General features: G+C 68.2%; 18 protein-coding genes and 1 pseudogene. 7 read left to right on the top strand and 12 right to left on the bottom strand.

The features are described from left to right. Positions 1–59: 59 nt before the first annotated feature. From ACQ95T_RS05790 to ACQ95T_RS05775, 4 genes are all read right to left on the bottom strand, one after another. Positions 60–614, bottom strand: coding sequence for an SOUL family heme-binding protein (locus ACQ95T_RS05790; RefSeq protein WP_425940155.1), 555 nt, complete (start codon positions 612–614; stop codon positions 60–62). A 58-nt stretch (positions 615–672) separates the two neighbouring features. Next, complete coding sequence (locus tag ACQ95T_RS05785; protein WP_425940153.1) at positions 673–1509, bottom strand: SDR family NAD(P)-dependent oxidoreductase; 837 nt, start codon at positions 1507–1509, stop codon at positions 673–675. A gap of 150 nt (positions 1510–1659) precedes the next feature. Beyond that, positions 1660–2403 (bottom strand): GAF and ANTAR domain-containing protein, encoded by a 744-nt coding sequence (locus ACQ95T_RS05780; RefSeq protein ID WP_425940152.1) that lies wholly within the window; start codon positions 2401–2403, stop codon positions 1660–1662. A 3-nt stretch (positions 2404–2406) separates the two neighbouring features. After that, entirely contained in the window at positions 2407–3168 is a 762-nt protein-coding gene (locus tag ACQ95T_RS05775) for a GAF and ANTAR domain-containing protein (RefSeq protein ID WP_425940150.1), read from the bottom strand. 278 nt (positions 3169–3446) lie between these two features. Here ACQ95T_RS05775 and ACQ95T_RS05770 point away from each other — a divergent pair, with 278 nt between their 5' ends. The 3 genes from ACQ95T_RS05770 (at position 3447) to ACQ95T_RS05760 (ending at position 7301) form a co-directional block, all read left to right on the top strand. Then, positions 3447–5177 (top strand): sulfatase-like hydrolase/transferase, encoded by a 1731-nt coding sequence (locus tag ACQ95T_RS05770; protein ID WP_425940149.1) that lies wholly within the window; start codon positions 3447–3449, stop codon positions 5175–5177. A 35-nt stretch (positions 5178–5212) separates the two neighbouring features. Further along, a complete protein-coding gene (locus tag ACQ95T_RS05765) occupies positions 5213–6118 on the top strand; it encodes a formylglycine-generating enzyme family protein (RefSeq protein ID WP_425940148.1) in 906 nt (301 codons plus the stop codon). A gap of 124 nt (positions 6119–6242) precedes the next feature. Further along, positions 6243–7301: an ADP-ribosylglycohydrolase family protein gene (locus tag ACQ95T_RS05760; protein WP_425940146.1), complete on the top strand. Its 1059-nt coding sequence runs from the start codon at positions 6243–6245 to the stop codon at positions 7299–7301. A gap of 39 nt (positions 7302–7340) precedes the next feature. Here the strand turns inward: ACQ95T_RS05760 and ACQ95T_RS05755 are convergent, their stop codons facing one another. From ACQ95T_RS05755 to ACQ95T_RS05735, 5 genes are all read right to left on the bottom strand, one after another. Beyond that, on the bottom strand, positions 7341–8846 hold the full coding sequence (locus tag ACQ95T_RS05755) for a pyridoxal phosphate-dependent decarboxylase family protein (RefSeq protein ID WP_425940145.1): 1506 nt from the start codon (positions 8844–8846) through the stop codon (positions 7341–7343). Continuing rightward, positions 8843–10213, bottom strand: coding sequence for an MFS transporter (locus tag ACQ95T_RS05750; RefSeq protein ID WP_425940144.1), 1371 nt, complete (start codon positions 10211–10213; stop codon positions 8843–8845). Before ACQ95T_RS05750 ends, ACQ95T_RS05755 begins: the two co-directional genes overlap by 4 nt. A gap of 67 nt (positions 10214–10280) precedes the next feature. Further along, positions 10281–11027 carry a hypothetical protein gene (locus ACQ95T_RS05745; protein ID WP_425940142.1) on the bottom strand — a complete coding sequence of 249 codons (747 nt, stop codon included), beginning with the start codon at positions 11025–11027 and terminating at the stop codon, positions 10281–10283. Positions 11028–11104: 77 nt separating this feature from the next. Then, positions 11105–12622, bottom strand: coding sequence for an SIR2 family protein (locus ACQ95T_RS05740; protein ID WP_425940141.1), 1518 nt, complete (start codon positions 12620–12622; stop codon positions 11105–11107). A 169-nt stretch (positions 12623–12791) separates the two neighbouring features. Further along, on the bottom strand, positions 12792–13613 hold the full coding sequence (locus ACQ95T_RS05735) for an SDR family NAD(P)-dependent oxidoreductase (RefSeq protein WP_425940139.1): 822 nt from the start codon (positions 13611–13613) through the stop codon (positions 12792–12794). Positions 13614–13765: 152 nt separating this feature from the next. Between ACQ95T_RS05735 and ACQ95T_RS05730 the strand changes: the two genes are divergently transcribed. Further along, positions 13766–14206: a hypothetical protein gene (locus ACQ95T_RS05730; RefSeq protein ID WP_425940138.1), complete on the top strand. Its 441-nt coding sequence runs from the start codon at positions 13766–13768 to the stop codon at positions 14204–14206. Here the strand turns inward: ACQ95T_RS05730 and ACQ95T_RS05725 are convergent. The 3 genes and pseudogenes from ACQ95T_RS05725 to ACQ95T_RS05715 all read right to left on the bottom strand — a co-directional run. Then, positions 14207–14278 (bottom strand): annotated as a pseudogene (locus ACQ95T_RS05725) (hypothetical protein); the annotation flags it as partial. A gap of 133 nt (positions 14279–14411) precedes the next feature. Next, positions 14412–14786 carry a very short patch repair endonuclease gene (locus ACQ95T_RS05720; protein ID WP_431473631.1) on the bottom strand — a complete coding sequence of 125 codons (375 nt, stop codon included), beginning with the start codon at positions 14784–14786 and terminating at the stop codon, positions 14412–14414. Between the two features lie 61 nt (positions 14787–14847). After that, positions 14848–17364, bottom strand: a complete 2517-nt coding sequence (locus ACQ95T_RS05715; protein ID WP_425940135.1) for a DUF262 domain-containing protein — start codon at positions 17362–17364, stop codon at positions 14848–14850. 126 nt (positions 17365–17490) lie between these two features. On the opposite strand from ACQ95T_RS05715, the gene ACQ95T_RS05710 reads away from it, so the two are divergent. From ACQ95T_RS05710 to ACQ95T_RS05700, 3 genes are all read left to right on the top strand, one after another. Then, a complete protein-coding gene (locus tag ACQ95T_RS05710) occupies positions 17491–20451 on the top strand; it encodes a hypothetical protein (protein ID WP_425940133.1) in 2961 nt (986 codons plus the stop codon). A gap of 11 nt (positions 20452–20462) precedes the next feature. Beyond that, the gene (locus ACQ95T_RS05705) at positions 20463–22610 is read left to right on the top strand and encodes a DEAD/DEAH box helicase (RefSeq protein ID WP_431473630.1); all 2148 of its coding nucleotides are present in this window, start codon (positions 20463–20465) and stop codon (positions 22608–22610) included. Positions 22611–22970: 360 nt separating this feature from the next. Continuing rightward, positions 22971–25028, top strand: a complete 2058-nt coding sequence (locus ACQ95T_RS05700) for a helicase-related protein (RefSeq protein WP_431473629.1) — start codon at positions 22971–22973, stop codon at positions 25026–25028. The last annotated feature ends 26 nt before the right edge of the window (positions 25029–25054 follow it).

Here is a 25054-nt window from a genome sequence, read left to right as displayed (position 1 = left end):
CCAACAGAGGCGAGGTCACGAGGTCTGAACGTGGACGCCCCGCCCCCCCGGCACGACCCCTAGTCGGTCACGTCCTGCACGACCTCGTTGCGACGCAGGGGCGCAGGGACGACGGGCGGGTCGAAGCGCGCCCATCGGGGCGGACCCACGGGAGTCAACCCCGCCTCGCTGAGCGCCCGGTCCAGCACCGCCCGGTGCCGCTCGAAGGACGCCTGCGTCCACCTGCCCCGGTAGCGGCGGACCGCGGAGAGCACGGTCGGGCGGGTGTGCAGCGTGACGTCGGGGTCCGTCGGCACCGGCGCGCTCTCCAGGGTGAACGCCGCCGGGAGGACGAACGCGACGGCATACCCACCCTGCCCGGTCTCCTGCTGGACGACCGGGGACGTCATGGCGATCGTCTCCGACTCCTGCTGGACCACCGGTGCCGTCATGGCGATCTTGGCCCTCGAGCGGTTCTGGCCCCCGATGTAGCCGGCCAGCCGGCGGAAGGCGACGTTGCCGGCGTCCTCGAACGGCGCCCGGACGACCACCTCGGCGACGACGTGCGCGGGGTAGCGCCGCAGCTCGAACTCCGGATAGGAGCGGACGACCTCGTAGACCTGCTTCTCGGTCATGGTCGAACGCTACGCCCAGCAGGTGCCGGCCAGGAGGTCCCGACCGCGTGGCGGCGGGTCATCGTCCGGGACGGGCCTCGAGGCCCAGCATGGCCTCGCTGCGCTCCCACAGCCCCCGCGCCAGGTCCTCGTCCTTGACCTGCGGGTTGACCTTGCCGGGCTTGTTCTTCTCGTAGTACTCCCCCGAGTGCCACGTCTGCCCCGGCGTGCCCTCGGCGAGCCAGACGAGCCGCTTCCCCCCGGTCTCCACGCTCGTCATGAGGTGCTTGATCGGCGTGTGGTAGGCGAACCGCATGACGCTGGAGGTGTCGTTGGCGAAGTTGGTGGCGATGCCACCGGGGTGGAAGGCGGCCGCGCTCACGCCCTGGTCGGCGTACCGGCGGTGCAGCTCCTTGGTGAACAGCACGTTGGCCAGCTTGGCGTCGCCGTAGGCCTTGTTGGCGTTCCAGTCCCGGCTGTTGTCCAGGTCGTCCAGGTCGATCTTCCCGAACGCACGGTGCCCGATGCTGGAGGTCTGGACGACCTTCGCGTCGGCCTCGATCAGCCGGTCCATGAGCAGGTGGGTGAGCAGGAACGGCGCCAGGTGGTTGACCTGGAACGTCTTCTCGAAGCCGTCGACGGTCGTCTGCCGGGTGAAGATCCCGCCGGCGTTGTTGGCGAGCACGTCGATCCGGGGGTATGCCGTGAGCTCCTCCGCGAGGGCGCGCACCTGGGCGAGGTCGGCGAAGTCCGCGACGTGGAAGGGCGCGTCGATCTGTCCCGCGACGGCCGCGGTCTTCTCCGGCGAGCGCCCGACGACCACCACCCGGTGGCCGTGCTCGGTCAGCTGGCGGGCCGCTGCGGCCCCGATGCCGTCGCTGGCTCCGGTGATGACGATCGTCTGCTGGTCGGGCATGGGGATCCTTCGTCTCGGGAGGGTGTGCGCGGGGACGCGCTCCTGTGACAAGCGCGGCGGCGCCCATCTCCTTCCCGTGTGCGCCTTGGCCCGAGCGCCCAGGCGGGTGGCGGATTGGCTGGCCCGGTGCCATGCCGGACGGCCAGCCTCTCAGACCTCTCGCGCAGGCCGCATCGTGAGCTCGGGGTGACTCTGCGTGTCGGTCACCAGCTCCAGGGCGACCCTGCCCATCCGCAGACCCTTCCTCTTGGAGTAGTCCCGCATGGCGGTGTAGGCCGTGTCGACGTCCGTACCGCGCAGCTGGGCCAGGGCCCCCTTGGCCTGCTCGATGACGATCCGGCTGTTGAGCGCCCCCTGCAGCTGTTCGGTCAGCAGCTCACCCCGCCGGATCGCCTGCTGCTGCAGGATGCCGATCGTGGCCACGTGGGCCAGGCTCTGGATGATGCGGGCGTCATCCTCGGACAGGTCTTCGGCGGCGGTGCCGAACATGTTGAGTGCACCGATGACGGTCCCCTGGTGGCGCAGGGGCAGGGCGCACACCGAGCGGAAGCCCGCCGCCATGGCACGCGGTGTGAAGGCGGGCCAACGGCCGTGCGCCAGGTTCAGGTCGGCCACGACCACCGGCTCACCCGTGGCGTAGCAGTCACGGCAGGGACCCTGGTTGTTCTGGATCACGAACAGCTCCAGCAGCCGCGCCGACTCCTGGGAGGCCGCCATGAACTTCAGGTGACCGCGATGGTCAGCCAGCAGCAGACCGACCGCGGCCGTACCGCTCAGCGTGGCGACGTGTCCGGTGACCAGCTCCAGAAAGTCGATGAGGTCGAAGTCGTCGACGAGGGTGTCGGCGACCTCGACGAAGGCTTGGGCCAGAGGCTCGGGCGAGATCGTCTGCATCAGCTACTCCTCAACTCGCGGACGACGAGAGTCATCGGTGTCGTCTCGAGTCAGTTCCAGCGTACCGCCGGTGATGGCTCGAGCCACCTCACCGAGCCACTGGTCCTGGGCGTAGGCATGGGCCCGGATGCGCACCATCGCCTCACCCAGCGAGACGCCCAGCTGCACCATCACCATCCCTTGGGCCTGGTACAGCTCGACCGGGGTCATCGACCCGTCGAGGTCTTCCCACGGTCGGCGCTCGGTGGCGTCCTGCTGGTCGTCCAGCAGGATCGACAGGGCGACGTCGGCGAAGGTCAGCGTCTCCAGCACCTGGCTGGACGACAGCGACCCAGGTCGCGTCCGGTAGACGTCCAGCACCCCGGCGCACGCGCCTCCCACCTGCAGGGGGAAGGCGAAGACGGCCCCGATGTCCAGCTCTCGCGCCGCCGGGCCGTAGGCGGGCCACCGCGTCAGGCCAGGACCCCCCAGGTCGGACTCGAACACCGGCCTCCGTGCCGCGACCGCATCCACGCAGGGCCCCTCACCCAGCAGCAGCTGGAGTTCCTCGAGCTGGTCGGCCTGCCGACCGGAGGTGGCCACCACCAGGGACGGCGCGTTCTCGACCAGGACCGTCAGGCCCGCCCCGGTGGCGGCCACCTCCCGCACGAGCACCGTGCACAGCCGGCCCAGGGCACCGGCACGACCGCCGGAGTCCCCGGGAGCCGAGGGCTCATCCGCGATCAGTGAGCTGATCCGGGAGAAGCGCGCCGCGCCGTCATCCATAGGAGCGACCATCGTCCATGGAGACGGTCATCGTCCAGCCCCGATGATCGGCAGAACGCGTCCTGCGTCTGTGTGCCTCACGAGACCCCTCACTGCGACGTAGGAACTCGAACGCGTGCCAGGGTCCGGGCCACATGCAAGTGGAGGTCACCATAGTCGTTCGGACCTCTCGACGGCACCACCCCCCACCGCCGTCGTGGACCACCGTCTCGAGTCCTGCCCCTCCGACACCCACCATCGTTCCGGGGCAGACTGTCCGGACGAGGAAGGAGCCAGCCATGGTGGACACCGACGGGCACGGCGAGCGGCCCAACATCCTGGTCCTGTGCATGGACCAGTGGGACGTGCACATGGACCTGCCCCCGGGGGTCGACCTCCCGGCGATCCAACGGCTCGTCGGGGCGGGGGTCAGCCTGTCCAACCAGTACTGCACCGTGCCGCAGTGCACCCCCTCCCGAGCCACGATGTGGACCGGCCAGCACGCCAAGAACATCGGCATGTGGGACAACACCAACTTCGCCTGGACCGACCAGCTGGACGAGGGCGTCCCCACGATCGGCACGATGCTGCGCGAGCAGGGCTACTACACCGCCTTCAAGGGCAAGTGGCACCTCTCCCACCCCGACCGCTCCCCCGACGCCCTGGAGGACTACGGGTTCTCCGACTACCAGTCCTGGGGCGACAACTGGGGCGCCCCGCTGCACGGCGAGCAGCTGGACGGCACCGTGGCCTTCGAGACGGTGGACTGGCTGCGGCACGCCCGCCCCACGGACCGTCCGTGGCTGCTCATCTCCTCGATGGTCAACCCGCACGACGTCATGTTCCTTCGTGCCGGCGAGGACGAGCGTCCCCACGAGAACGGCGCGATGGGCTCCCTCGCCCACCCGCCGCAGCGGCTGGGTTTCCTGCGCGAGTATGACGTGCAGCTCCCCGAGAACTTCTCCGACGACCTCGACGCCCAGCCCTACGGCGTGCGCTCCTACCAGCGCAACGTGGAGTGGAACTACGGGGCCATCCCGGCGGGCCGGGAGGACCTGTGGAAGGTGCGGCGCAACTACCTCATCAACTGCCTGCGGATGGTCGACGAGCAGTTCGGCCGGATCCTCGACGAGCTGGACCGGCAGGACCTGTGGCGCAGCACGGTGGTGGTGCTGACCTCCGACCACGGGGAGATGAACGGCGCCCACCGGCTGACCCAGAAGGGCGCGATCCCCTTCCAGGAGGCCTCCGTCGTCAACATGACGGTCGTCTCCCCGCACGGGCCGAGCGGCGTGGCCTCCGACGCCGTCGGCTCGCACCTGGACCTGGCCACCACCTTCCTGTCGTGGGCCGGGCTGGACGGGGAGGGTGTCCGCGAGCGCTACCCCGCCCTGAAGGGCCGCGACCTGCGACCGGTGCTGGAGGCGCCCCAGGAGGCCGCACCGCCCCGCGGGTCGGCCTCGCAACCCGGTGGCGGCGCCCTCGTCATGTGGGACGGGCTGAACCAGCTGGACCCGGAGTGGGCGATCCAGGGCGCGCTCGGCGACCTCTCCCAGCTCGGGGACGGCCCGCCGAAGACCCTCGAGGACGCGCGGGCGGCCGGCGAGAGGTACGGCGCCCCGGACATGGACAAGCGCACCTTCTTCCGCGCCGTCTCCGACGGCCGGCACAAGCTGGTGCGGTGGTTCTCCCCCACGCAGTACGGCATACCCCGGACCGTCGATGAGCTGCACGCCACCTCCGACGTCGCGCTCTACGACCTGGCCGCCGATCCCGGCGAGATGCGCAACATCGGCGACCCCTCCCACCCCGACTACGACGAGCAGCTCGTGGCCAGCATGCTGGACAAGCTCGTGCGGCTCGTCGAGACCGAGGTCGGCGAGGACGAGGCACCCTTCGACCTCGACCTGTTCGGCACCCGAGAGATCAGGTACCGCCCGCAGGACGCCGAGGCCGGGGCACCCGCGCACGGGGAGTCCAGCGAGCTGCACCACCCCGGGACCGACGCCGAAGCGCAGGAGCGCACCTGAGCGCCCTCCTCTCCGGTCCAGGGACCCCCACGGGTATGGTGCTCGTCCCCGGCGGGGGCCTGTTCATGGGGTCGGACGACTTCTACCCCGAGGAGCGGCCCGCCCACGAGGTGCGGGTGACGTCCTTCCTGCTGGACCGGGCGCCGGTGACGGTGGCGCAGTTCGCCCGGTTCGTGGACGGGACGGGCTACGTCACGGTGGCCGAGCGGTCGCCCGACCCGCGCGACTACCCCGGGGTCGACCCCGAGGTGCTGGTGCCGGGGGCGCTGGTCTTCACCGGGTCCGACGGTCCGGTCCCGCTGCACGACCCCTCCCGGTGGTGGACGTGGACGCCCGGCGCGAGCTGGCGCTCGCCCGAGGGTCCCGGGTCCGACGCGACCGCGGACCGCGCCGACCACCCGGTGACGCAGGTCTGCCACGACGACGCCACGGGATACGCCCGCTGGACCGGGAAGCGCCTGCCCACCGAGGCCGAGCACGAGCTCGCCGCCCGGGGCGGCAGCAGCGGCACCGCCTACGCCTGGGGCGAGGACCGGGTGCCGGACGGGCGGCACCTGGCCAACACCTGGCAGGGCGCCTTCCCCTGGCTGAACACCGCCGAGGACGGCTGGGCGGGGACCTCCCCGGTCGGCTCCTACCCCGCCGACGCCTACGGCACGGTGGACCTGATCGGAAACGTCTGGGAGTGGACCAGCGACCGGTGGAGCGCCCGGCACCCGGACGCCGCGACCTCGCCCTGCTGCGTCCCGGCGGACCCGCGCACCCCGCACCGGGGACGCGAGCGCCCGCGCGACGCCTTCGTCGTCAAGGGCGGCTCGCACCTGTGCGCCCCGGAGTACTGCCTGCGCTACCGCCCCGCCGCCCGCCAGCCCCAGGACCGTGACTCCGCGACGACCCACCTGGGCTTCCGCTGCGCGAGGAACGTGGGCCGGCATCCCTGAGCGCTCTTCCACCGGCGCGCTCCCCTGGGTCTTCGCGGTCAGGTCTGTCAGACCCGACCATTAGGGTCAAGGTGACATCGAAGGCTGGTGAACGCATCGGCCGACGCCCACCGAGGAGGTCCCCATGACCGAAGACCCCAGCACGAGCGACTACCAGTCCGCCGCCACCCTGTCCAAGCTCATCGAGCTGTCCCGCGGGGTCCACCACGGCATCGCCCTCGGCGACGCAGCGGACCACCTCACCAGCTCCGCCCCGTCCTGGCCGGCCGGTGTGGCCACCCAGCTCATGCTGGCGACCACCGAGGGGATGGTGCGCGCCATGGAGCGGGCAGGCCAGGGTCTGGGCATCGACTGGGGCCACCAGAACCTCGAGGCCCTCCGCCGCTGGGCGACCGCCCAGCAGATCCCCGGCGTCGCCGGGAACCGCAGCGGGACGCCCAGCCTCCTCACCCGCTCCCCCGCGTTCGGCGCCCGGCGCGGCAACGCCCCGGCGACCGTGCGCAGCCTGCGTTCCGGCCTGCCCGCCGGTCCCGGGCACGGCAGCCTCGGCGCCCACGCCCTCGTCCGGACCCTCCCGTTCGGGGTGCTCCTGGCGCTGCACGGCCCGTCCCTGACCTGGCCGGTCGAGGAGCTCGTCGGCACCACCCACACCCACCCGCTGGCGGCGCCGACAGCGACGCTCGGCGCGCTGCTGGTCGCCCAGGCGGCGGACCGCTCCGTCCCCCTCGCCGAGGGATGGGTCACCCTGCTGGAGAACCACGCCCCCGAGGGCGGTGACCTGGTCAAGCAGCGGGTGGGTGCGGCGATCACCACGGCCGCGGTGGAGCCCCGCAGCCCCGCCCGGGTCGCCGACCTGGCCCCGGACCGTTCCGCGGCGTCGGCGCTGTCTGCCGCCGTCTACTTGGTCCTGTCCCACCCCGACCCGGACGAGCTCATGATGGCCATGGCCCTGGCCTCCTTCTCCCCGGAGAAGCACGGCACCTCCGCCGTCGTCGGCGGACTGCTCGGCGCCCGCCACGGCAGCACGCCCCTGCTCGAGCACGGCGCCACCCGGCTCGAGCTGGCGTGGGCCTGCGACGCGCTCGCGACCGACCTGGCCATGACCGCCATGCTCACGCCCCTGGCCAAGGAGCCCGACGGTGAACCGTGGCTCCCGTCGTGGGGCGCGCGCCACGGCGGGTGAGTCCTGCCGCGACCCGCGCGTCCGACTGCGGCGCGGGGTTCAGCGCCCGTCGACCCGCGGCTCGGTGAACTCCGCCAGGAACGCCACGAGCATCCGCGCGCTCACCTCCCTCGGCAGCGTCTCGATGAGGTCAAGCACCGCCGTCAGGTCCAGCTCGCCGTCCTCGCGCGCGGCCCGCGCCAGCTCCGCCGGGTCGGGCAGGTCCGGCGACCCCGCCACGCCATCACCGGCCGCAGCACCCGGGCCACCGGCTGCCCCGGCCCCCGCCTGACCCCGCACGTCGTCCGCCCCGCCCGCGAGCGCCTCCAGCAGCTCGTCGAGCACCCCGGCGGTCACCGGCGTCACGGTCAGGTGGGTCGACCGCGGGATCACCGAGCCGTGCGACTGCGTCAACGCCGGCTGCCCCTGCAGCACGAACCCCCTCCGCCGGACCGCCCCGGCCCACAGGTGCGGGTCGACCCGCTCCCCCGCCGGCACGTCCTCGTCCGCGACCACCGCGACCAGCGGTCCGACCGGGTCACCCAGCACCCGCAGGCCGACGATATCGTCGACGCACCCGCGCACCGCCGCCGTGGCGGTGACCAGACGCCGCGTCAGCGCGACATACCCCTGCTCCCCCAGCGCGGTCGTGACCGCCCACGCGGCGGCGAGCGAGGTGGCCGAGCGGGACCCGAGCACGGTGGGGTTGACGACCGGGTACCCCGGCCAGTCGGTGAGCGCGAAGTAGCGCGCCCGGTCCAGCGCGCGGTCGGCGAAGAGGAGGAGGGAGCTGCCCTTGGGCGCGTAGCCGTACTTGTGCAGGTCCGCCGAGATGCTGCTCACCCCGGGCACCCGGAGGTCCCACGGCGGCACCGGCCCGCCTCCCGCGGCCCCCCAGAACGGCAGCACGAGCCCGCCGATGCAGGCATCGACGTGGCACGGGACCCCGGCCTCCTGCGCCGCGGCGGCCACCTCGGTCACGGGGTCGACCACGCCATGGGGGTATGCCGGTGCGCTCACCACGACAAGCGTCGTCCCCTCGTCGAGGCGCCGGGTCAGGTCGGCGGCCGGCAGGGTGCCGGTCGCGGGGTCGACGGGGACGACGTCGACGTCCAGGTCGAGGTAGTGGGCGGCCTTGTGGAACGCCGCATGCGCCGTCTGCGGGAGCACGATCCGGGAGCGGGCCGTGCTGCCCGGGTGGCGCTCCCGCCAGACGTCGCGGGCAGCCTTGACCGCCAGCAGACAGCTCTCGGTGCCGCCGGAGGTGACCGACCCGACGGCGTCCGGGCCGTGCAGGATCTGCCGGCCGAACGCGACCAGGTCGCCCTCCATGAGCGCGACGGAGGGGAAGGTCGTCGGGTCCAGCCCGTTGACCGACTGCACCTCGCGGGCGGCCCGGGCGGCCAGCTCGTCGAGCGCGGCGAGGCCGCTGTCGTAGACGTAGGACAGCACCCGCCCGCCGTGGGTGGGCGCGTCGTGGCCGCGGTAGGCGGTCAGGCGGGCGAGCACCGCGTCCGTCTCGAACGTGATGTAGCCGGGGGTGGTCGGGTCGGGCTGGTGCGTCATACGGGATCCTCGATCGGGACGGCGGGGACGGGCACCGGGTCGCGGTAGCGGCGCAGCACGAGCAGGCTCGCGCCGACGAGCAGGGCGGGCAGCACGGAGAAGGCGACGACGATCGCCGCCAGCGCGGCGTCGGGCTGGGCGACGACCGTGTCGGCGGTGCTGGAGCGGAAGCCGGTGACGGACAAGAGCAGCAGCACGATGCCGGGGCCCAGGGCCAGTCCCCCGGTCTCCGCGGCGGTCCATAGCCCGCTCATCGACCCTCCCCTGCCGCGGCCGGCGGAGGTGATGACGTCGGGCAGCATCGCCAGCGGGAAGAGCTGCATGCCGGCGTAGGCGATGCCAGCGACGCAGACCGGCAGGTAGAGCCAGGCTCCCGGGAACCGGACGAGGGCGAGCAGGCAGAGCGCGGCGAGCGCGAAGAGGACCGACGCGAGGGTGAGCGAGCGGGGCTTGCCGTAGCGGGCGGCATACCGGGTCCACAGCGGCATGACGAGCAGCGCCGGGGCGACGAGGGCCACGAAGAGGAAGGTCAGGGCGGACTGCTGGCCGAGGGTGTAGGTCGCGACGTACTGCGCGGCGGCGAGCATGATCCCGGTCGCGACCGCCTGGAGCACGAAGACGACGAGCAGGACGCGGTATGCCGCCACGTCCCGGAGCGCGGCGAGCCCCTCGCGGTAGCCGCGCAGGGCGTTGCCGCGGACGCCGGCGCCCGGGTCCAGCTCCTCGGCCGGGAGGGCCCGGTGGCCGCGGACGCCCAGGACCGTGCCGAGCATGCCGGCGAGGAGGGCGACGGCGACGACCACTCCCATGAGCAGGTAGCCGGCCGCTCCCCCGCCGACCGCGTCCCGCACCGCCGGACCACCGGCACCCACGAGCAGGATGGCGAGGGCGAGGACCGCGATCCGCCAGCCCATGAGGCGGGTGCGCTCGTCATAGGAGCCGGTGAGGTCGGCCGGCAGCGCGATGTAGGGGACCTGGAACAGGCTGAACGAGGTCGTGGCCAGCACGAAGCACCCGGTGACCCAGACCGCCGCCCAGAGCGGGGTGAGACCCTCGGGGACGGCGAACATGCCGACGAAGCCGACCGGCAGGGTGAGCGCGCCGACCGCCATCAGCCGGGTGCGGGTGCCGCGGCCCCTGGTCTCGCGGTCGCTCAGCGCCCCCACGGCCGGGTCGATGACGACGTCCCAGACCTTGGGGACCACGACAACCAGCGTGGCCAGGAGGGCGGGGACGGCCAGGGTGTCGGTGAGGTAGTAGGCCAGCACCAGCCCGGGCAACGTGCCGAACCCCCCGGTGCCGACGCTGCCCGCGGCGTAGCCCGCGACGGCCCGGCGCGGGATGCGCTGCGTCGCGGTCCGGGCCATGGGCCGCACCCTAGCGGGGGGCGGGGCTGTGTTTGGACAGAAAGGGGATTTCGGCCCTGCGCGTAGGTCAGCCTGGGGTCTTGGGCCCAGGGGCGGTGAACTGCTTGCGCGAAACTCGCCAGTGACCTCCGTTCGTCTGGGAGTTACCCTGACCGTCGTGCTCGCCAACCACGAGCACTTCGGACGGTATGTCGAGCGGGATGAATCGCCTGGTCTTGCTGTGAGTCCCGGTCTCCCGGAGGGCGAACTGATCCCAAGCCTTCATGAACTGCGGTTGCTTCGGCGTCTTGAATCCGGCCAAGACGAAGGCAACGTCAACGGGGGCATCGGCATACGTCTGCCCGTTGGTCCCGAATATGGCGGCAAACCGCGCACTCTTGGACGCCACCTGCCCCGTCTGCCAGCTCGTGTGGGCCTTCGCTTCTACCAGCACCAGCTTCGTGCGCTCGCCAGCGACCCAACCGAGCAACAGGTCGATGTCCTCCTGGTTGCGCTCGAAGGCTTTCCCCTTTGGGGCACCCGAGATCTGGCCCGCGGACTCGTTGGAGGACTGGGCCAAGTCCTCGTTGACCGACTTACCCCGATAAGCGAGCTGAAGGGCAGCGGCCAGCCAGTTGAGATGGAAGTCCATCGCCAGCACGTAGGTGACTCTGTCCAGGTCAGGAACCTGGACGGTTTCAGGAAGCACAGCGTTGAGCCGCTCACGGAACTGGGCGCTCACGCCGAGGGGGACTGCACCGGCGCTCGCCTGCGTCATGAGGATGAATCGCTCCTTGCGGTTAAACGACTCCAACAAGGTCAGAAGGTCCGTCATGGGAGCACTCTGCCCCCTGTACAGGGTGCTGTCACCTCAGTACGGAGCGAGCCACCTCTCGTCGGCAGCCTACCCAATCACGGTGCCCCAGCCCCGAATTCCTGCAACTGATCAAGGACGTGAAGGGCGGCTGGACTCTTGCTTCGACGGGCGACGTCCCGGACGTTTTCCAACGCAGTTCGCAGGTCTTCGCCGTGCTGCTCCTTGACCAGATCGTCGTACCGACGGTCCATCAGGTAGCTGTGGGCGCCCTCCCGCGAGCGGGCTGCCGTCCATGCCACCCGATCGAGGAAGATCTCCAGTGTCCGCGCCGCAGCGGGAACCCCGTGCTCCTCCCTACCGAAGGACAAGTGGTCAAACGCACGATCCATGACCCGCTCCTCGTCGGCGAGCGACTTCAGGCCGAGCGCGGTGGCTACCTTGCGACTGCCCGCTCCGGCCCTCTGGTAGATGTCAGCGACGGGGCGGGCTTTCTCCAGGTAAGCGTTGTCCGTGAGGCTGAACCCCACAAAGAGCAGGTGGCTCGTCATCAGGAGAGCCTGAACCAGTCCGTAAAGAGGTTCCCCGGCTTCGCGGTGGGCCCGGTAGTCCTCTGTTGTCAGTACAACGCCGTGCCGATCCCCCGCCGTCCCGTGGAGCTTCAGCAACCAGGGCGCCTCGGCAGCAGCCCACTGCTGAGCCACGACCTTCAACTCGTCACCGTGCGTCGGCTTCATCGCCAACTCGAGCGCCCGGTCAAAGTTGCTGGTCACGTTCTGCTGCGTCTGCAAACCCGCCAGGAGCGCATGACCCAGCGCGTGGCGCTGAACATGAAGCATCTTTGCCAGGGTGTCGTCGTACGTCACGCCCAATTTCGACTTGGCCTGACCTGCTGCGTCCTTGAGCATTGATTCAGTGCTGTCGTCGGGCACGGTCTGCATCCCCGCCCGGGTAAGCAAGGCGTTCACGAGTCCAGACCAGCTCGGCAGGCCAAGGGGAACGCTGACACCTGCACCGACGAATAAGGAGAGCTGGTCGGCACCTGCTAGCCGACCCAAGCGATCAGCATGGTCCGTGTGCTCGTCGGACAGCTCGAAACTGCTGCTCCCCCGTGCGCCCTGGAGCGCGGCGTAGTCCCGGCCACCCTGCACGACGAGCGCAATGTCGACGCGCAGTTCGGTAGCGGAACGGACTAGTCCAGGGACCAGTTGTTGGACGACCGCACCACGCCTGTGGTCCAGGCCCCCGTTCCCCGTCCCGGGCATAGGCATGGCCAGCAAAGGGACCATGCGACCCGCGCCAGCGGAGTCGCCGACCCTCTGGGCTAGCGCCGCGAGGCCGCGACGCACCACGTCCACGAGAGCGCCCACGTCCTCGCCCGTCGAGACCGTGTCGACGAACTCATGCCGGACGGGACCCCGGGCCGTACGTCGCAACTCGGCCCCGGGTGGCAGCGGTTCCCACCGCTCGCCGCTCGACGGCGTCTGTTGGAACATGTCGAACCACCAGTCGCTGACAGAACCGTCCTGGTCGCACGGGATGAGAAGCCCATCACAGGACAGCGTGGTCAGGTCACCGTGCACAACGAAAAAATGTCCTGTCCGCGGCTCGTTCATGAACCGCACTCTCGCAGAACTACCACCGCTGTGGCCCACGGCGCGCATAGCGCGTCAGCGCCACTTCCCCAGTATGTCGGCCCCGTACCAGGTTGGGGGGCGGACGACTTCCCTTCGGCCCGTTGCCGCCCCATGCCACCTCCATGACGGGTCGACCGCCGACCAGCGCTCACAGGCCGAGCATCGCCTCGCTGCGCTCCCACAGCCCAGTGGCCAGGGCATCGTCGTGGACCTGCGGGTTGACCTTGCCGGGCTTGTTCTTCTCGTAGTACTCCCCCGAGCGCCAGGTGACCCCCGGCGTGCCCTCGGCCAGCCAGACGAGACGCTGACCGCCCTTCTCCACGCTCGTCATCAGGTGCTTGATCGGCGTGTGGTAGGCGAACCGCATGATGCTCGAGGTGTCGTTCGCGAAGTTCGTGGCGATGCCGCCGGGGTGGAACGCGACCGCGCTGATGCCCCGGTCGGCGTGGCGGCGGTGCAGCTCCTTGGTGAACAGGACGTTGGCCAGTTTGCCGTCGCCGTAGGCCTTGTTAGCGTTCCAGCCCCGGCTGTTGTCCAGGTCGTCCAGGTCGAGCTTCACGAACGCGCGGTGACCGACGCTGGAGGTCTGGATGACCTTCGCGCCGGACTCGACCAGGCGGTCCATCAGCAGGTGGGTGAGCAGGAACGGCGCCAGGTGGTTGACCTGGAACGTCTTGTCGAACCCGTCGACCGTGGTCTCCTGCGTGAAGATGCCGCCCGCGTTGTTGGCGAGCACGTCGATGCGCGGGTATGCCGTGAGCCGCTCGCCCGCGAGGGCCCGCACCTGGGCCAGGTCTGCGAAGTCCGCGACGTGCGACGGCGCGTCGATCGCGGCAGCGACGGCGGCGGTCTTCTCCGGCGAGCGCCCCACGACGACCACCCGGTGACCGTGCGCGTTCAGCTGACGGGAGGCTGCGGCGCCGATGCCGTCGCTGGCTCCGGTGATGACGATCGTCTGCTGCTCTGGCATGGGGTCCGTCTCCTCGAGGGGCGCGCGGGGTCTGCGCAGAGGTGCAAGGCGCACCCGCCCTTCGTTCTTCCCGGCGGCCCCCGCCCGCGCCGGGCCACTCCCCCGGGGAGGCGCACACTGTGGTGAGCATCCAACACGGCATGGAGGCACGCATGCGCCGATCGCCAGTCCTACCGCAGCGCACCGGCGGGGAGACCGTCGTGCGGCGCACCGCTCTCGCCCTCGAGGGACTCACGGCCCTCGCGGCCGTCGGCGGCGGGGGTGCGATGATCCTCGACCCGAAGGGCGCCATGGGCCTCCGGCCGTGGATGCTGGACCGGCTGCCCGTCGTCTCCTGGCTGCTGCCCGGGGTCGCGCTCATCGCCTCCAACGCGGTGCTCCCTCTCGCGACAGCCGTCGCGGAGCTCCAGGGCCGTCGCTGGCCGCGCCGCTTCGGGCACGTCCTCGCCGGCACGGTGCTTCTCGCCTGGCCGCTCACCGAGACGGCGACCTTCGGCTACCCGTTGGAGGGCGAGCCCCTCCTCCTGCGCCCGGCTGTCGCGGCGACGGGCGTCACCCTGGTCGCGCTCGGTGCGATGCTCCGCGCCCGGTGATCAGAAGTCGGTGAGAACGCCGCCCTGGTATTCGTAGCCGGTCAACGACGGTCCCCACGAGCTGCCGGTCCACCACTCGTGGTAGAGCGCCCTGTCGGTCCCGAGGACGAATGTCGCCGCCTACCACCACTGGCTCAACGCGGCTTGGCACGTATAGGTGCATCAGACCAGAAGCGTTGGGGCGCCGGAGGAGTGACTGTTTATTCTAGTAGCGCGCCGGAGGCCTCGAGGGCCGCCTCGAAGCTGCACAGCCGTCTGAACACCCCTCGTGCTCCCTCACGCGCACGACGCGCCAACCCACTCCCCTAGGAGGGGATGGTGTCGCCACCACGCGGGGTCGCGTCGATCTTGGTCGCCCACCAGTCATGGTTCGCCTTCGGCTGTTCCCGTGCTCGGGACAGCCGTGCCAGAAGCGCCCGTCCACGAAGATGGCCACGCGAGCCCGGGAAAAGGCGATGTGGATGGTCCGTCGCCGGTTTCCCCGAACCGGGTAGACGACCCTGAAACGCCGGCCCGCCGCGTGCAGGGCGCGCCGCTGAGCAAACTCTGGCGAGGTGTCGCGTCGACGTGCGGTCGACATCCGCACGGACATTGCCGTCGATGAAGACCCCAGAATGCGGCGGTGGAGTGGTGGACGTGACTTACCTCCCCCCCGGAACGCTACGCCGCAGAGCCAGAACACCTGAGGCCCCGAAGCGAACGCGCAGGGCGTCATCCGCCGTCTCTGGATCGATGCCCAGGACGTCGAGAATGCCGAGCGTCACGGTGGCTATGAATTGCCACTGCTGGGTTGTTTGTGTCTTTACCGGCCTCTTCCATAGCGACTCAGAACGCTGCCACAGGATGTCGGAGGTCTCCCGAAGACGCTGCAGCGTGACGGCCTCTCCTTCGGCAGCGACCGCCAAGGCGACGCCAACCAGGCTCGCAACCAGTTGCAACTCCTGCCACCGACCCGTTCGGCGGGAATTCTTGAAAACGTCGCCCCAAGGGTCGGCAGCTGTGTGCACCTGCACCGCACTAGCCATCAACACCATCAGGTCCTCGACGCGCCTTGAACTGCGCAACGGATCCGACGGATCTTGATCAAGACGGTCCATCAGAGCGTTGATGTGTGCTGCCGTTGACCGTTGGCGAGACCGCCCATCCTGGACGCCATCGAAAACGAGCAGGGAAGCGACCCAAGAGAGGACCTTGGTGCGTTGATAACGAGCGGTACCGAATCCGTACCCCTCCAAGGCCGGGGCGAGTTGACGCAGTTCCCCCCACTTCAATGACAGGAACGGGGCGACGTCAAGAGGCTCCTGCGCGTCTCCCGCAGTCGCCAACAGGGCCCGCATAAGCGCGTGCTTGTGGTAACGCGCGTTCCGGATCTCTTCGGCGTTGAGGTGCTTACCTTGCTTGTTGTAGAGGTTGAACACCTCGTGGATCTGCTGCGGGCTCGCGGAGTCGTCGTAGGTGATCATGGGCAACTTGTACTTGGTCGAGTTCGTCTCGAAGACATCCCCGACCTCGTGCCACTGCCCCGCGACGTAAAGGGAAATCTCACGGATCTGCGAGTAGTACTTGCCCTGCAGAGGTTCCAGAGACCCGCCGAGGGCGATGCTGTTGGTCCGCAACTTGAAGGGGAAGTACAGCTCTCGCTCCTGGGTGCTGGTGAGCGCCGTGCCGGTGAGTTCCTGCCATCGCCGCCGAAAGGCCGGGTAGTCCTGGCGGAAGAGCTCCGGCAAAGACGGGTCACGCTCCAGAGCAGCCAGACGGTTGACGTGCTCGAGTGCCTTCGGATGGCTACCGGTGAAGCGCAGGATCGCGGTGAGTCTCTGCTTCCCGTCGATGACCTCGTAGACCGACCGCCCCCCTTCGTTGGTCCGCATCAAGATGACGGAAGGGAGTGGGATCCCCCGCAGGATCGACTCCATGAGGATCTGAGCGTCGACGTTGGGCCAGACGTCGCCGCGCTGATACGAGGGGCTGAGGTTCAAACGCCCTCTCTCGGCATGAGCCTTGATGTCGCTGATGGGCCACACATCAGCCTCGGCCAGGATCGCGCCCGAGCCCTCCGACTCGACCTCCTCCTCGGCCTCGTCCCAGGCAGACATCCAGGCGCCGGTAGCAGCCCGTAGGCTGGCGCCCTCGGCCTCGACTTCCTCGATGAACGCGTCACGACGCTGCACGGCCCGTTCAAGACGGCTCTCCAGGGCCTCGAGTCCGGCGTTCGAGAACTCGCTCGGGTCGTCCGGCTGGATCAGCGATTCCCAGTCATCTCGACCGAGTTCCATCGCCAACAACTTGACCTCGGCGGCCCTTGTCCGACGGCCGGTCAGCGGCTGGCCGAACCGCAACAAATCTTGGACACCCAGCAAGGCAGTGAACCAGGTGTCGTCCCCGAACCTGACCTCGTCCTCTCCGAGGTCCTCGACACGAAGCGTGACCTCGTTGGGCACCACCGTGGAGTTCGAGAGATCAATCAGGTGCTCGATGATGCGTTGCTGGATGTCCCAGCGTTCGTCGACCTCGGCGGCGCCCTCGTGGTCTCCATCCTGCAGCTGCCCAGGGGAACTGACCTCCGACACCCGCGTGGAGACGCCCGTGCCTGCACCCTCGGATGCGCTTCCACCGGCACCGGCCACCTCGACCGCCCCGGACTTATCGAGTTCGGAGATCCGGTCCCACCTGTCCAGAACGTACCGGGCCATGGCACCGCTGACAGGGGTTCCAACCCACCGAGGTAGGAGCGGGAATCTGGCGATCTCGGGTATCTGGGACTCGACGCCTCGGGCTCGGGCCCCGTCCCGGAGGACGCCGTAGGCGCGCAGCAGGGACGGGGGATCGGAGAGGAAGCGCTCGGCGACCTTCTGGTCGTACTTCGCGCCGTGCGACCTGGACCCGTCCAGGTTGGCCATCTTGGCGAGGACGCTGGACGGGGGACGGCGGAACAGGTCAGCCAGTTCAGGAACCGGGCTCGGAGCGCGATTCGCCGTGGAGCCGCCGAAGCTACGATGATCGACAACAAGACTGGCCACGAGGCAGAGGACCACTTCGACCGGAAGGAAGTCGACCTGCCTGGTGCCTGGCACCGTCTGCCTCTCGAGAATGCTGCCCCACTGCGCCTCTGCTTCTGCTGGCGAGATCTGCAGGACGTCCTCGAGCACCCATGACATGTGCCGTTTATAGCACCCTGGTCAAGGCCACCAACGGAGGCTGTCGGAGCGGTCATGTATAACTCTGGGAACGCCAACGACGATGAACGGTGAGGGGAGAAGCCTGTGCAGGCATGGGGAACGTACATGGAGTGGAATGCCGCTACTTGCGAGGCCTTCTTTCCGGAGCTCCCATCGCCCGCCCCCGTCTACCTCGACTTCGAGGGGGATCAGGTCGACGCGCTTGCGGAGTTGACGGGAACGCCTGTTGACGAGGTCATCGCGCGCCTCGCCGAGGCAACCAGAGCGACCCTGGACCTGACCGACGGACCGAACCTCGTGTTCTCTGCCCACCGCACCCAGCTGCGGTCGTGGCGGAGCAAGCGCACGCGGAAAGCAAGTTACTCCGAGCCGCCTCCCGTCCTGGGGCTTCTCGCGGTTCTGAGCGCTACCGCCGAGTTCATGCGTCACGGCGACGGGATGTCTGAGGCCAACTACTACGGACGGCTCGCGCAGGTCCTGGGCATCAGCGAGCACAAGGAACTGGTCGCCGCCGGGTATCGGAGGGTGGCGGAACCGTTCTGGAGAGCCTTGAACGACTGGCTCGTCGGGCTGGACGGTCTGCGTGGACTACCCACTGCGTACGCCCTGCAGCATCGCTATGTCGGGCTGCCCCTTTCCCAGGCGCTCGTCCGTCGGGGAGACCGCGAGCGACTCGTCGGGTTCTTCCAGTCTTTCGGCCTCAGCCCTGGATCAGACGTGCCACCGGCCGAGATGCAGATCCTGCTCTCTGCGTGGATGAGCAGGAAGCCCTGCCCGGCAACGAGGACGTTCGAGTCCCTATGGAGTCGCCAAGCAGCCAGGCCGCGCATTGCCCAGACTGCCGCCGTGGCACTGGCCTCCTGGGACGGCACCTTGCCTCGCACCCAAGGTGCGGAGGGAGGTGTCACCTCTCGCGCGATGCTGCTCCTGGAGCTCGGAACCTTCCCCAAGAAGAAGCTCAGTCTCGGTGTGCTCATCAGTGCTGCGGAACCACTGCAGTCCAGAACTGCAACCATCTTGAGCAGCAGCAAGGAGGTTCCCGTCACACTGCACCCCGCGGGTTCGGGAACCTTGAGCCTTGGGGACGAGGTAGCGCTGGACTCGACCACCTTGCTCGAGGGCGTGTTCACCCTGACTGACTCGCTGAACGACTCGCAGATCTCCAGGCGCCCCCGTCGGGCGGTCCCCTTCAAGCAGGACCCCCTGTCACAACGTTGGGTCGAGGCAGACCAGGTACTTCTGGCGGACAACCTACGCATTGTCGCCCACGACGACCTCGTCGAACGCTTGGAAAACGTTCTCTCGCACGTAGCCCGGCCCGGCTGGACCAAGTTGGACAGCTCGTTCCCCGGCGTCCCCACCCACTGGTCCGTATTCAAGGACGTCGAGGTGCTCGGGCACCCCGGCGGACTGGTCTCGCCCAGTGGCATGGACGACCTCGCGTTCCTGGTGCCGATCACCAACCGACAGGTTCGGATCGACGGTGGCTTCAAGCTGCCGGGCTCCACCCGCAACAAGTGGCACGCCGGATCCCCACCTGAGATTAAGGCTGTGAGCGACGCCCCCGGCGGCGTCTCCGTCCGAGTGATCCAGTTCACCGACCACGGGGACGAGGAAGAGGTCGTCATCGCCGCTGACGACCCGAGCGGAGTGCTGGTCATTGACCTGGGAGAGCACGGCCTTACCCCCGGTTCCTATCGCGTTGACCTTCTCGAGGATGAAAAGCTGACATCCTCGACGCACTTCTACCTGGCAACCGGCAGCCAGCCCGACACAGCGCATTGGAACCGCATCGAGCCCGTCGAGTACGAGGTGGACCGAGTTCTCGGAGTTCTCGGCGTTTCCAGCAGCCCACGGGCCTTACCCGCGCCCGCCACCACTGCTATCTGCCCAGCGGTGACGTGGTGGGAGGGAGCTGTACGCAGGCAAGCCGCACCGGCTTCTCTTAGCGTCGCTCTGCCCGATCCTGCGTCGTGCATCTACACAGGACGGCACGTCGAAATCATCGAGACTCCGCGACTCGATCGCCGTGGCCGACCGGTTCAAAGCACGGTGGAGGGCCGCTGCCAGGGATGTGGCCTCGTGCGCCGGTACTCGACCAACTACTACGCGAACCGTCGCCGGCACAACCGCAAGGCGCACCACGTTGAATCTGCTCAGATCAGGTCCGTCTCCGGCGTGCAACATGTTCGGGAGGCGGACGAGACGAACTGGGATCTTCTTCTCGACGCTCTTTTCCACGTGGGCGGCGGCACCTGGGACTCCTTCGAGCGCATCGCCATGCAGATCGAGCCAACGGGCATCTTCGTCGACCATGCGAGCCGACTGTTGGAGGCACTTGGTCATCTCAACATCGGGCGCGATCCAGAGAGCCTGCGGCCCGTGAGCTGGGAAGTCACAGAGACGCGGTTGGACATCTCCCCTGGCGACTACGCGACATACCTGGGGTACTGGTCCGACACCCTGAGCAATTCCTTCTTCGCGGAAGCAGCCGAGGCGGGTGCCTCGGTCGACTCGTTCGAGAATCCCAATGGTCCAGCGACGTGGTTCAGCACTCCACCGTCGACCCTCGAAGGTTTGGACGTCCCCATCGACAGTTCTGGGAGACGCATTCTGGAAGTGTTGCCAGCGCTGAGCTCGATAGCACGGGCGCTCCCCAGGAGGCCTGACCAGGTGTCTGGGAGCATCACCCGCTTCGACCCGCAGTCGGCCTCCTGGGTGGACTCGGACACGATCGAGGGCCTGGGTGGGTTCCGGATACGTCGCTTCGGCGCGTTGGACATCATCCGGACGGAAGAGGACCTTCGGGAAAGCACCATCGCCATCAGCACGGTCCAGCTGAGCAAGCACATAGCCGCCCTTGTGACTGGCGCCCCCCCATTGGTCGCCTACTCCCGGGAAAGCCAAGAACTTCGCGTACCGAAGGGGGCGGATCTGCCAGGCCTGCTGGGCAGGGCCACGGTCTCCTTCAGCGGGCGCGAGCCCCAGCTCATGGGTCGTTCTTTGGTCTACACCACTGTTCCAGACTGGGCGGCAGACCGCATCTACGCCATCCTCTCCAACTGAAAGCCGACACCATGACCCATCCGCTCGAGGTTCGTCAGAACCTCGTCGAGACCCTCACTCGATACATCGACACCCAGTACTGGTTGAGGTACCCGCGGCTCATGGACGAGCGTCGCGAGCTGCTGGAGAGCCGAACGCTGGTCCAGGACGTCTTTGTCGAGCCGGTCGTGCCCTACCAGGGGACGGCCCCGGCCGTCGACACACTGGCCGCCTGGGGGCTGACGCCTGCAGAGGCTGAAATCTTGACGAGAAGTGTCTTCGGCGCCTCCGATCCCCACTCCGTGCTGCTGCGAACCCACCAAGCTCAGGCCCTGGAGGCCCACGCCCGTGGTGACAATCCCGTGGTCACGAGCGGCACGGGCTCCGGCAAGACAGAGTCCTTCCTCCTGCCTCTCCTTTCCGACCTGATCGGGGAAGGACGCGAATGGGAGCCCGAGACGGTCAACGAATGGTGGAACAAGGCCGGATGGTCACCGCTGCGGCGCGGTAGGACGGCAGCGATGCGAAGCCTCGTCCTCTACCCCACGAATGCACTCGTCGAAGACCAGATCACGCGTCTGCGACGAGCAATTCGCAGTATCAGGCGGCAGGGCGGGCCTAGCCTGTGGTTTGGCCGGTACACCGGCTCCACCATCGGATCAGGCGAGTTGCCCTGGAAGGGTAGCTCGAACAGGATCGTGCCCGTCGCGAACGAGATCCACGAGATGATCACCGAGTTCGACCGCGTATCAGCGGTCGACGGCCTCCTGACGTCGGAGATGTGCGACCCGCGGCGTGACGAGATGGTGACTCGGTGGGACATGGTGGCGGCCCCACCAGACATTCTCGTCACCAACTACTCCATGCTGAACGTCATGCTGATGCGCCCGCGCGAGGACGCCATCTTCGATGCCACACGTGAATGGCTCGAGCAGGATGCCCAGCATTCCTTCTCGCTCGTGGTGGATGAACTGCACCTGTACCGTGGCACCCAGGGCGCGGAAGTGTCGCTGGTTCTCCGAAACCTGCTGAAGCGATTGGGTCTCGCGCCTACGTCGCCGCAGTTGAAGGTGATGGCGACGAGCGCTTCGCTGGGCGAAGACCCCTCGTCTTATCTCGAGGCCTTTTTCGGTGTCCCGAAGGAACGCTTCGTCGTGCTTCCAGGCCGACGTATGCCGATTGAGGCACCTCAAGGTGGGCTGGACGCGTGTCCCCCATCTCGACTCAGCCATCTCATCGCCGACGCATGCCGGCCGGCCGCCGATCAAGATCCCCTGCCCACGGCCTCGTCCGACCTTGCCGCGCGGCTGGGGGTCGACCTCGGTCGCCTCGACACAGCGCTTGAGACGATGTCGACCGTAGAGCAGGACTCATTAATACCCATTCGGGCGCACATCTTCATGCGGACGATGCGAGGCGTGTGGGCATGCGTCGACCCACAGTGCCCGCTGACGAGTCGAGACGACCCGCTTCCAGTCGGCAAGCTCTACGACCGCCCGCAGCATTTCTGCGAGTGCGGGTCACGTGTGCTCGAGCTGCTCTACTGCTTCCAGTGCGGTGATGTCAGCCTGGGCGGCTATGTGGTTACCTCTCATGACGACGGCCAGTTCCTCTCATCGCAGCCGATGGAGCCGCAGACGAGACGGACCATGGTCTTCCAGCAGACCCGAGCTAGGTATGCGTGGTACCGCCCCGGTCACCCGCCCGCAGCGCAAGAGGGATGGGAGCACCAGGTCGGCGATGGCAAGGTCAAGTTCGCTTTCCAACCAGCGGAACTCGATGCGAAGATGGGGTTGCTGTCAGCAGCAACACCTGCAACCGCGACCGGCATTGTCGTCGGCGCAGCCGGTGGCGACCCGACCAAGGTTCCGGCTCTCCCCTCCAGATGTCCTCACTGTGGCCACAAGGAAACGCAGACCCGGATGCGACACGGCAGCGTCCGAAGCCCGATCCGAGCACATACCCAGGGCGCATCCCAGGCGACACAGATCCTCATCTCAGAGGTGGTAAGGAGTGTCGGCACCGACCCCGCATCACGTAAGACCATCGTCTTCTCGGACAGTCGGGACGACGCTTCGCGTACGGCTGTGGAGTCGCTGCGAACCACTTCTTCGACCTCACCCGTCAACTGGTGCAGAAGGCCCTGGACGAGCAGGAGTCCGCGACCCTGCGGCTGCTGAGGGATGGCGTCGAGCCCGGCAAGCTTCCACCGCACGAACTGGCGGCCCACGCCAACGCCGCGCAGATGTTTCCTGACGTCCACAAGGCCTTCCAGCGACGGTATCTCGACGCCGCCACGGCGGATGACCTCACCACCATCACCGCCTTCGAGAACAGCCAACGCGGTCGTCGCGCTCTGCCGTGGACGGACGTTGTGCGTCACACCAGCAACAGCTTGGCGGCGCTGGGGGTGCCACCGGGGGGTCCGCGCGCTTCCCTGCAACGGTTGACGTCTGACGAAACCAAAGCCTGGACATGGGCGTTCGACCCGCCCACGCCTGGGCTCTGGTCCACTCTTCCCGATGGGGGGACGAAGGATGATGAGCAGGCTCGTTATCGTCGCGCTCAAACCATGGCTCTGGGCGATGTCTCTCTTCGGCGCAGCCGTACGCGACCTGGAGTCTGCCGGAGTCGCCTACCTGGGGCTCATCGGGGACAGCGACACGAGTGGTCTCATTCCCTCGGTGCTGAGGCTCTTCGCTATCGGTGGGCGTTGGCATCCCTACTTCGAGGGAACTCCTGCCAAGGACTGGCAGAAGAGTGTGCTCGACTATCTCGCGCGGGTGTCAGTTCTACTGAAGGTCGACCTTGGCACCCTCAGAGGCGAGGTCGCCTCTAAGGTAGAACCCCTGCTGTCGAGGGGCTCCTTGTCCTTGACCGACCCTGCGATCCCGATCGAGCTCATCGCACCCGGCGACACCTATTTCGTCTGCGACGTGTGTGCACGACCCCACCTGCACGCGTCGGCACAGGTATGCACGCGACTTGCCTGCCCCGGCACGTTGATCGAGAATCCGGCCGAAGCACAGTCGGACTACTACGCCTGGCTCGCCGGTCAAGAGGCTCGGCGGCTGGCTGTGGCGGAACTCACCGGGCAGACCCGTCCCTACCGTGTTCAGCGCGAGCGCCAACGGTGGTTCCGCGACGCATTGCTGCCGATCCCGGAGGAGAACCCACTGTCAACCCCGCTCGATGTCCTGAGTGTCACGACCACCATGGAAGTCGGCGTTGACATCGGCTCCCTTCGATCTACCGTCATGGCCAACATGCCGCCACAGCGGTTCAACTACCAGCAGCGCGTTGGACGCGCCGGCCGAGCTGGGCAAGTCTTCTCGTACGCCGCGACCTTGTGTCGGGACCGGAGTCATGATGACTTCTACTTCGTAGAGGCTCATCGAATCACTGGGGATCCCCCGCCCCGGCCGTTCCTGGACACGGGTCGTCAGACCGTCGTCAGGCGAGGCGTGGCTGCGGAAGTTCTCCGGCTCGCCTTCCGCAGCGCGTCCGTCAAGGTCTCCGCTGTGCACAACGTGCATGGAAACTTTGGGAGCGTCGAACAGTGGGCGGAGAACCTCCCCCATGTCGCTTCGTTCTGCGCCCACGACCCCGCCATCGACCGAATCGTCGACAGTTTCAGTGCCTACTCGGGCATGCCCGCCGACGAGGTAGAAGAGATGCGCCTGTGGGTGCGCAACGGTCTTGTCGAGGACATCGACGCGGCCACGCGAAGCCCGCTGAACTCGCAGCACGAACTCAGCGAGCTCCTTGCCAACGCGGGTGTTCTTCCGATGTTCGGATTCCCCACCAAGGTTCGTCAGCTCTACTTCAACCCCGGTGCCGACAACGGCGCCAAGGGAAGGGACGACGCCATCTCCGACAGGTCGTTGGATCAGGCAGTCTCGCTCTTCTCGCCGGGCTCGATCGTGATCAAGGACGGCTGGAGCTACACCGCGAACGGCTTCGCCGCCTATGGGGCCGGGTACAAGCCAAGGCTTGTAGACCCCCTTGGCGAGCCGATGACCGTACTGCGCTGCGCCGAGTGCGGGAGTGCCGAGGCGTCCAACCTGCGCGACGCCACCGATTGCCCGATCTGCCAGCACAACCGGTCACGCACGACGATGTACATGCCCAAGGGATTCATGACCGGGGGCGACCGTGACGATCGACGGATCGACGATGACGAGTCGGCTCGTGCGAGCCGACCTGTTCTGGGGTGGACTGATCTCACCGAGAAGCCTGACACCACGCTCCCCGGGATGGAGATCTGGCAGCTCGAGCAGGCGAAACTCGTGACAATCAACGACAACAACGGCGACCTTTTCGAGATGTACCGTCGAGCAAACCGTTCCGTCGTCGTTGCACTGAGCGGTTCGCTCAATGCCGACAATGTCACCAAGATCGGCAAGGCTGCCATCGGCGACATCCGGGTGACGGACGCGATCCTCGCGCTCCCGCGGCCCGCTGACGTCCCAGACAACGTCATCGCGATCTCCGAGCACGCGACTCGATGGGGTGCCGCCGCGTTGACCAGTCTGGCCGCCGCTATCAGGCGTGGAGCACAGCATGAGTTAGACGTGGACCCTGCGGACTGCGCGTAGGGACGCAGTCTCGTCGTGTGGGCTCC

This window comes from Ornithinimicrobium carbonis (assembly GCF_050703245.1).
In the GTDB taxonomy this organism is placed as follows: domain Bacteria; phylum Actinomycetota; class Actinomycetes; order Actinomycetales; family Dermatophilaceae; genus Ornithinicoccus.
This window is presented reverse-complemented; position numbering and strand designations above follow the sequence as displayed.